This window comes from Candidatus Termitispirillum reticulitermitis, from assembly GCF_054655775.1.
In genome coordinates this window covers 1-8,051 of sequence record NZ_BAAIHG010000057.1, presented here as the reverse complement: position 1 = coordinate 8,051, position 8,051 = coordinate 1, and the positions used below count along the sequence as shown (strand labels likewise).

The 8,051-nt window shown below is 44.4% G+C and carries 6 protein-coding genes; 1 reads left to right on the top strand and 5 read right to left on the bottom strand.

The genetic code is table 11. From position 1 onward, the window contains the following. Window positions 1-93 precede the first annotated feature (93 nt). The 4 genes from AC1MDJ_RS06060 to AC1MDJ_RS06045 form a co-directional block, all read right to left on the bottom strand. On the bottom strand, window positions 94-1,053 hold the full coding sequence (locus tag AC1MDJ_RS06060) for an aminotransferase-like domain-containing protein (RefSeq protein WP_479690042.1): 960 nt from the start codon (window positions 1,051-1,053) through the stop codon (window positions 94-96). Window positions 1,054-1,124: 71 nt separating this feature from the next. Continuing rightward, window positions 1,125-2,801, bottom strand: a complete 1,677-nt coding sequence (locus tag AC1MDJ_RS06055; RefSeq protein ID WP_479690041.1) for a Na/Pi cotransporter family protein — start codon at window positions 2,799-2,801, stop codon at window positions 1,125-1,127. 2 nt (window positions 2,802-2,803) lie between these two features. After that, on the bottom strand, window positions 2,804-3,715 hold the full coding sequence (locus AC1MDJ_RS06050) for an electron transfer flavoprotein subunit alpha/FixB family protein (protein WP_479690040.1): 912 nt from the start codon (window positions 3,713-3,715) through the stop codon (window positions 2,804-2,806). A 12-nt stretch (window positions 3,716-3,727) separates the two neighbouring features. After that, a complete protein-coding gene (locus tag AC1MDJ_RS06045; RefSeq protein ID WP_479690039.1) occupies window positions 3,728-4,489 on the bottom strand; it encodes an electron transfer flavoprotein in 762 nt (253 codons plus the stop codon). A 288-nt stretch (window positions 4,490-4,777) separates the two neighbouring features. Between AC1MDJ_RS06045 and AC1MDJ_RS06040 the strand changes: the two genes are divergently transcribed. Further along, entirely contained in the window at window positions 4,778-5,854 is a 1,077-nt protein-coding gene (locus AC1MDJ_RS06040; RefSeq protein WP_479690038.1) for a DNA adenine methylase, read from the top strand. 46 nt (window positions 5,855-5,900) lie between these two features. On the opposite strand, the gene AC1MDJ_RS06035 is transcribed toward AC1MDJ_RS06040, so the two are convergent. Beyond that, a complete protein-coding gene (locus AC1MDJ_RS06035; protein WP_479690037.1) occupies window positions 5,901-7,745 on the bottom strand; it encodes a heavy metal translocating P-type ATPase in 1,845 nt (614 codons plus the stop codon). Window positions 7,746-8,051 lie beyond the last annotated feature (306 nt).

Here is an 8,051-nt window from a genome sequence, read left to right as displayed (position 1 = left end):
TCGGCAAACTCTTTATGCTTGCGTTCAAATACAGCCCATAACAAGCCACTGTCGTCTGTGCCATTGTATTTATGCCTAAAAACACCCGCAAACCTATATACACCAATTGAAAGTTTTATGAAAATATTCTTTCATAGCGTCCAGCATAGCTTGGCATTGGACAGCATACGATTTACTAACCTTAGCAATATGCTCATCTATATTATTATCTTGTAGGAACTGCGCTACTATCCGCTGGGTAAGCGTGCCCGAATGCAAATCTGTTGCCTGTTTCAACAAAACAAACTTGTCAATTAACGCCTTAGGTGCGCGCAACCAGCCTAGTCGCACACCCGGGGAGATTATCTTAGAAAATGAGCCATATATTACGCTATTGTCAGGCGCAAACGAGGTCATCAGCTGAGGATGCTGCCCCTTAAAACGCAATTCGCCGTAGGGGTCGTCCTCAAACAGCATTACGTTATTTTTAGCTAATATTTCAGCCGCTTTCTTGCGTTTTTCATCAGAATAGGTAAGCCCCGTAGGGTTTTGGAAAGTTGGCACTGAGTAGAATATCTTGTTCTTCTTGTCCTTCGCCGCCGCCTCTAGCTGCTCTAAATTAACGCCATCTTTTTCTAACTGCACTACTGTGAACTTAGGCTGATAGTAGGTGAACCCGTCCAGCGCACCGAGATATGAGGGATTTTCAACTATTATCCCATCCCCTTCGTCTATAAATACCTTTGCAGTTAAATCCATAGCCTGCTGAGAGCCGTTCAAGACCAAAATTTCCTCAGGCAACACGTTCAGACCGCGCCCAGCATAACGTTTAACGATATGATTCACCAGCGGGGGATATCCCTTAGGTGTGCCAGAGTATTGCAATGCGTCAGAACCCGTCTCTTCTGACAACACTTTATCTGCTGCTGCTTTAATAGCTGCTACAGGGAAATGTTCCCTGCCGGGCAAACCGCCAGCAAACGATATAATATCGGGCGATGCGATTAGTGCAAAAATCTTATCAACAAATGATGGTCTCATCGTCTGCACTTTTTTTGATAAACGGTATTGCATAAACAACCTCACTAAAAATATTTGTCTAGTGAGGATACATTAAAAGGCTGGGAATTACAAACGGATTTTTGTTATGCGGGTTTATCGTCATCGGCAACTATCAGCTGTGCTATGGCAAATATGTTAGACCCCATACGCTCTAGGTAGCCGAGCATATCAGCGTAATACAAACCCGCCTCAGCACTGCACTGGTTGTTGTGCAATCTGGTTACATGATTACTTCTAAACTGCTTGCTCATATTGCTTATTTCATCACGTAGCGATAATAGCTGGTGAGAGGGTCTTGTGCTACTAGATAACCCATCAAATACATTAGAAGCAAATGTTGTGAGAACTGAAAATATACGGTTTAGCTCAATGGTCGCCGCTTCGGAGAAGTGGTATTCGCTGTTAAACATCTTCATAGTTGATTTCATCATTCGTTTGGCGTTGTCGCCCATCTCTTCCATTGACTGCACAAACTGCCGCATTCTGATTATATTAGATGCTGAGCGACGACTTATACTGCTGGTAGCAAGCTTGTCTATAAAACGCAACAATTCATCTTGAAAGGCATCCAACGTCTTTTCGTCCTTTGATATTTTGTCAGCTCTTGAATAATCAAGTGCGATAACCGCCCTGCCCATGTGCTCTAACATTCCGTAAGCAACATTAGACATCCGCACAACTTCTGCATTCAACTGCGATAATGCTATTTCCGGCGTGCTTATCATCTCGTCTGACAGGTATGTGAGCTTATATGCCTGTTCGTTCAAACTACCCTTTATACAGAACTCACATATACGCACCAGCGGATTTAACAGCGGCAATATTACAAGCGCACTCAACACATTAAATATCGTATGGACGTTCGCTACATGCCGCGCCATATACGGACGTTGCCCATCTACAAGCAACATCGGGTCGCCAGTTGTTATAAGGTCAACAAACGCTGAAAACGGCTTTAGGAACACCAGCATTAGCACTACACCCGTGAAGTTAAACAGGAAGTGCCCAAACGCCGCCTGTCTTGCCGCCTTACTGCTACCGATAGCGGCTATGTTAGCCGTAGTGGTCGTGCCGATGTTATCGCCCAACACTAATGCAATCGCACCCTGATAGTCTATAAGCCCAGTTGTAGCAAGAGCTATGGTGATGCCAATTGTCGCAGCACTTGATTGCATTATAACAGTAGCAATTGAACCAGCCAGAACGCCTAATATCGGATATTTTGAGAATGTAACGAATAATTCAGCCAGTGCAGTGCTGTCTTTGACAGGCTCAAAGGCGGCTGTCATAGTGCTCATACCTATTAAGAGCAAGCCTACACCGAGTATTGCCTGCCCCACATAGTGGATAGGAGAACTGTTCTTAGTAAATAGGTAGACTAGCGCACCCAGCCCCACTGCTGGCAGTGCAAAGGCTGTTATCTTGAACGATATAATTTGTGCTACAATTGTTGTGCCTATGTTTGCGCCGATTATGACGCTTATGCCTTGTAGTAGGCTCATCACCCCAGCATTTACAAAACCCACTACCATAACTGTCACTGCGGTAGAGCTTTGCACCATTATTGTAACCGCAGCACCTAAGCAGACACCTATTATGCGGTTTGACGTAAGTTTCCCTAATACAAACTTTAGACGCTCACCAGCCGCACGCTGCAAGCCCTTTGACATTAAATTGATGCCGTATAGGAATAGACCTATACCCCCTACTAGCCCGAAAATTGCACCATAGATAGCAGTTTGACTCATACTTGTTCCCACACCTATCCTCTAATCAATTTCGTCAGCTCCGGAACTATTTTATAAAGGTCGCCAACTATACCATAATCGCAACACTTAAATATTGGCGCATTTTTATCTTTATTCACAGCGATTATCGTCTTAGCAGACCCGATGCCTATGGTGTGCTGCACTTGCCCCGATATGCCGACTGCTAGATATACATCAGGTTTTAATGACACACCCGACACGCCTATATAGCGCGCAGTCTCCATCCACCCTTCGCCCTCAGCCACAGGACGAGTGCAACCCAGCTCCGCACATATTGCACTTGCTAACTCTTGTGCGATGTTCAAATCTTCCCTCTTGACAAACCCACGCCCAACGCTGACTACACGTTTTGCATCTGCTAGGTTCACCTGTCCGCCAGCCTTGGGACGAACTTCTTTCCGCACTATTTTGCCACTAGTAGCTGGAACGGGAACGTTTACTGCCTCGCCAGCAGTGCCAACTACACCAGTAGCGTCAAACGTGCCTTGTGGAATAGTAACAATAGTGAATACTTTGCTCTTAAGCGTCCGCACGGCTATACCGCCGTAATACATCTGCTCGCCGATAAATGCATCGCCATCTACCTCTAATGAACTTATATCGGTAATGGCTGACGTGTTATTCACTGCCGCTAGTCTGCCCGCCATTAGTTTGCCACGCTTGGTAGCACTGATTAGCACCACATCTGGTTTCTCAATATCAACCACAGAACGCAGGGCAGGGAAATAGTCATCTAACATCTTTGACGAATCAACGTCTGATTGATACACCTTGCTTGCAGGGCATTTGCCCGCCTCATCCTTACTTGCTACAATAAAAGCTACAGCCTCTGCGCCAAGCGATTTAGACGCCGCTACTAGCTCTGCATACCCGTTCAATCTATCGCTAAATATTAGTGCTTTCATCGTTCCCCTCCCCTACTTTAACTCGCTACGGAACTTTTCAAGGAATTCTGCAACCTTTGTTTCGCCTTCAACAATATCACGTTTACGTTCAGCTTGTTTAGGTGCTAGGACACTTACCGTCTCTATCGCAGGCGCACCAGTGCCCGCACCGATGTCAGCAAGGGTCAGTTCTTTTACAGGTTTCTTGCCAGCGGCAAGTATATCCTTCATACCGGGAAGGCGTGGTTTGTTTATATCAGACGTAAGGCTCAACACTGCAGGCAGTGTTATTTCTAGCACTTCAACGCTATCTTCAAGCGTCCGCTCAACAACAACCTTATCCCCAGCAGGAGTAATCTTGCTAACAGCGTTTATAACAGGTAGCCCCAATATTTCTCCCAGCTGAACACCTACCTGCTGTGCATAGCAATCGGATGAACCCTCGCCACAGAGTATTAAATCAAAGCCTATTTTTTGTGCCGCTAGGGAGAGTAATTTTGCAGTGGTATTGGTATCGGCGTCTTTTAATGATGGGTCTTTTACTAGATATAGTTCAGCAGGTCCGCGTGAAAGCAAGCCTTTTCTCAGTTTGCTGTCGTCAAGACAGTCGCCACCAAGACTGATAGCCCTAGCAATTCCGCCTGTATCAGCAGCTAGTTTGGTAGCCTCCTCAATGGCATTCAAGTCATAAAGCCCCAACTTCAGCTCCGCCTTATCAAACGACAGCGACCTGTCAGTTGCAACGGCAATGTCCTGCTCTTCGTAGACAATCTTGTAACATGCTATCGTATTCATATTCGCTCCATATTACTTTAGTATTGTATCACATCATTATAGCTACTCTGCAACTCGCTCATATTCCGACCTTTAATTCTAATTTTTTATGGCTAACGTGTCAAGATAAAAATATTTGAGAATTTTGTGCTGGCGTAGCTGATTATTTAGATATAGGTGAACCTCTATATGATTCAGCAATGCCCGCTTGGGGTGGTTTAATAAAACATACTCGTTTTATAGGTATATATATGATAGGCTATTCATCCTATGGAACAAGGAAACTTGGTTGACTTTGCTGCTCCTTTTTTGACAAGCCATCTTATTACATACATAGGTAATAAGCGCACATTATTGCCATTTATCAACGCTGGCATAGAGCGGGTAAAGAGCAAACTAAATAAAAGTAGTCTGATTGCACTAGACGGCTTTGCTGGTAGCGGGGCTGTATCTCGCCTGCTGAAAGAGCACTCATCAATATTATATTCTAACGATATTGAAGCGTATTCATATATAGTGAACAAATGCTATTTAAGCAATTCGTCTGAAGTGGATATGGCTCATCTAACCGCTCAAATTGATGAACTGAATGCATTAGCACATCAAAATCTCATAAAGGGCTTTATCTATAATAACTATGCACCAAAAGATGATGTAAATATTCAAGCTGGTGAGCGTGCGTTTTATACTGGACACAACGCCAAGATGTTAGATACATTGAAGAAACTTATATATGAGCAGATAAACGAGCTAGAACAACACTTTTTTCTTGCCCCGCTTATCGTTGCGGCATCTATCCACACAAACACATCAGGGGTTTTTAAGGGATTTCATAAGAAAGACGGCATAGGTTGTTTCGGCGGTGCTGGTAAAAACGCCCTTTCAAGAATATTAAAAAATATAGAACTTAAAATGCCAATATTCAGTAAAGCAGAGTGTGAGACAGATATTTCACGGAAAGACATCAACGAATTGGCTAGGGGTGATACCATATATGATATTGCATATTATGACCCGCCATACAATCAACACCCTTACGGTTCTAATTATTTTATGCTAAACATACTAGCGACACCAGAGACAGAAATCCCTATACAAAATGGTGTTAGTGGTATAGCAGAAAACTGGAATCGCTCTGCTTATAATAAACGTGAAATGGCAATAACGGCTATGGATAATCTAATAGCAGAAACCAAAGCCAAATACATACTTATATCATATAACAACGAGGGTATTATTCCTTTCGCTGTGCTCAAGGGTATTTTAGAAAAGTATGGAAAGGTTGAATTGCTAGAGCAAGACTATAATACTTATAGAGGCTCTAGGAATCTGAGCGGCAGAAACATAAAAGTCAAAGAACTTTTATGGATATTAAACAAGGGGTAAAACTTGACTATTCTGCACTAGTGTTGTATCTTGCGATAATGTATCCTTACCTCTTCCGCATTGCGTTCAGCACTGCCAGCACAGTAACGCCTACATCGCCAAGCACTGCCGTCCAGATGCCCGCATAGCCCAGTGCACCCAGCACTAAAATAGCCCCCTTGACAGTAAGCGACAGAACGATATTTTGCTTAGCTACATTCCGCGTACTCTTCGCAATATATATCACCTGTGGCAGTTTCATCGGCTCATCTGTCATTAGCACCACGTCCGCCGCCTCTATAGCCGCATCTGAGCCTAGCACACCCATAGCAATTCCTACATCACTTACAGCTAACGCAGGAGCATCGTTTATGCCATCCCCTACAAATAATATCTTAGTCCCTTTTGGCAAGCCTTGTCGCAACTCCTCTATCTTCTCAGCCTTTTCATTCGGGAGCAATGCCGCAAAACAATGAGCTATGCCTAGTTGAGAGGCAACGTGTCTGCCACTCATCTCGTTGTCGCCTGTCAACATCGCTATTTCATTGATTCCCTGTGCTTTTAGTTGCTCTATAGCCTGTGCGCTGTCCTCCTTTAGCTCGTCAGATATTAGCAGGTAGCCCACAAAAACGCCGTCTATGGCTATATATGCTATAGTGCCCAGCCTATACGTCTCTTTGTGGACAACATTCTCACTCTTTAACAATTTGCTGCTCCCAACCAGCACTACTTTGCTATCTACAACTGCTTTTATCCCTAACCCCCCAAGCTCCTCGCATTTAGTCATACGTTTAATATCGGGTGGCAGGCTAACCGCATCGCGGATAGAGCCTGCTATCGGGTGCGTTGATGCACTCTCAGCCACAGACACTATATCTAACAACATTTCCCTGTTCCAGCCATCATATCCGTGAACCTCTTGCAGCTTAAACGTCCCTTTAGTTAGCGTGCCCGTCTTGTCAAATACCGCAACGCCTACTTTTGCCAGAGCGTCAAGGTAGTTTGCTCCCTTGACAAGCACCCCAGCGCGAGAAGCTTCCCCTATCCCCACAAAATAGCTAACAGGCACTGATATGACGAGCGCACACGGACAGGATACCACTAGGAAAACCAACGCTCTGTTTAACCACTCATCAAAATCATAGCCTAGTAGCAACACTGGCACAGCAAACAGCAGAGTGGCACACGCCACAACAGCAGGGGTGTAATATCGGGCAAAAGTTGTGATAAACCGCTCAGTGTGCGACTTATTCTCTGCGGCGTGTTCCACCAATTCAAGTATCTTGGAAACGGTTGATTCGCTGAACGGTTTCGTCACCCGCAGTGTAATAAGCCCGCGCCTATTGAGCGAGCCTGATAACACCTCATCATTCGCCTCTACTCGTTTTAGGGCAGATTCCCCAGTGAGGGCGGACATATCAAGCATTGAACTGCCGTTGTGAACTACGCCATCAAGCGGAACACGCTCACCGGGGCGCACATCTATAAGTTCACCGACTTTAACGCTGGCTGGCGGCACCTGTTGCACGGTCTCCCCAGCTCTGAGATTCGCATGGTCTGGACGGGTATCCATCAATGCCGATATTGAATGGCGCGACTTATCAAGCGCAAAGTCTTGCAAAAGCTCGCCTAAATAATAAAATAGCAGTATAGCAAGTGCCTCAAAGCGTTCGCCTATAAGGAAAGCACAGATAGAGGCGATGCTCATCAGAAAGTTTTCATCAAATATATGTCCGTGCACGATATTCCTGACAGCCCTGAAAAACACCTCTGCACCAATAAAGAGCAGACTTATAAGCAACAATATGTCAGAGCCAAACGGCGACCTAAAAGATGGTGATAACTTAAAAGCAAGTGCCATAGCAAAAGCCATAATCCCAACACTACGAAGTATGCGAAAGAGCCGCGTCATAATAACCCCCAAAACTAAACTTCACATATAATATATGAACATATATTCACTTGTCAATATAGTTTTATGTAAATTATGTAAATTTTGGAAACTATGTGTTTGACCGGACTTAGAAAGTGCAAATAATCCTTACGTTGTGAACGCAGATGGTTTTCTAAGGGCAGTCAGAGACTATTAGGTATTTCTCTCCTCACCAGTGGAGGCTAAAAATAGCTTTTAATCTCTAACTAACCCTTAAAACCAGTAATAAAAAATGGAATATCTTTTACCAAGGTGCAATCAGGCGATACGATACCCGATAATCTA

What these genes read in the sequence shown, in the direction of transcription:
- AC1MDJ_RS06060 (WP_479690042.1), bottom strand. Translation starts at nt 1,053, where the DNA reads ATGCAATACCGTTTATCAAAAAAAGTGCAGACGATGAGACCATCATTT.
- AC1MDJ_RS06050 (WP_479690040.1), bottom strand. Translation starts at nt 3,715, where the DNA reads ATGAAAGCACTAATATTTAGCGATAGATTGAACGGGTATGCAGAGCTA.
- AC1MDJ_RS06045 (WP_479690039.1), bottom strand. Translation starts at nt 4,489, where the DNA reads ATGAATACGATAGCATGTTACAAGATTGTCTACGAAGAGCAGGACATT.
- AC1MDJ_RS06035 (WP_479690037.1), bottom strand. Translation starts at nt 7,745, where the DNA reads ATGACGCGGCTCTTTCGCATACTTCGTAGTGTTGGGATTATGGCTTTT.